Genomic DNA, 353 nt, shown 5'->3' on the forward strand with positions numbered 1-353 from the left:
AGCCAGCCGCCGAAGGTGGGGTAGATGATTGGGGTGAAGTCGTAACAAGGTAGCCGTATCGGAAGGTGCGGCTGGATCACCTCCTTTCTATGGAGTACCTCGTTCCCGTGGGGAACGGTACAAATATTCTACTCACTCGTTGCTCAGTTTTGAGAGTTCAACTCTCAAGCTTATCCTTCCAAGACTTACCGGTTGAACGGTGAATCGGGAAGTGATAAGATAGTCTTCCGCCGGTAAAACGGCGAAGCAACTTGATCCTTGAAAACTGGATAAACGAAACGAAATTTGCGTTTTAGAAACAATCCTTTTCTGATGAATTTAAATTTGCTGCAAAGCCAAATTGAAATTCATCA

At 45.0% G+C, this 353-nt stretch carries 1 rRNA gene; it reads left to right on the forward strand.

Features of this window, described 5'->3' with window-relative positions:
• Positions 1 to 87, forward strand: a 16S ribosomal RNA gene (locus tag MJ257_RS24720); the annotation flags it as partial.
• Positions 88 to 353 lie beyond the last annotated feature (266 nt).

The organism is Paenibacillus timonensis, assembly GCF_022427145.1.
Taxonomy (GTDB): domain Bacteria; phylum Bacillota; class Bacilli; order Paenibacillales; family Paenibacillaceae; genus Fontibacillus; species Fontibacillus timonensis.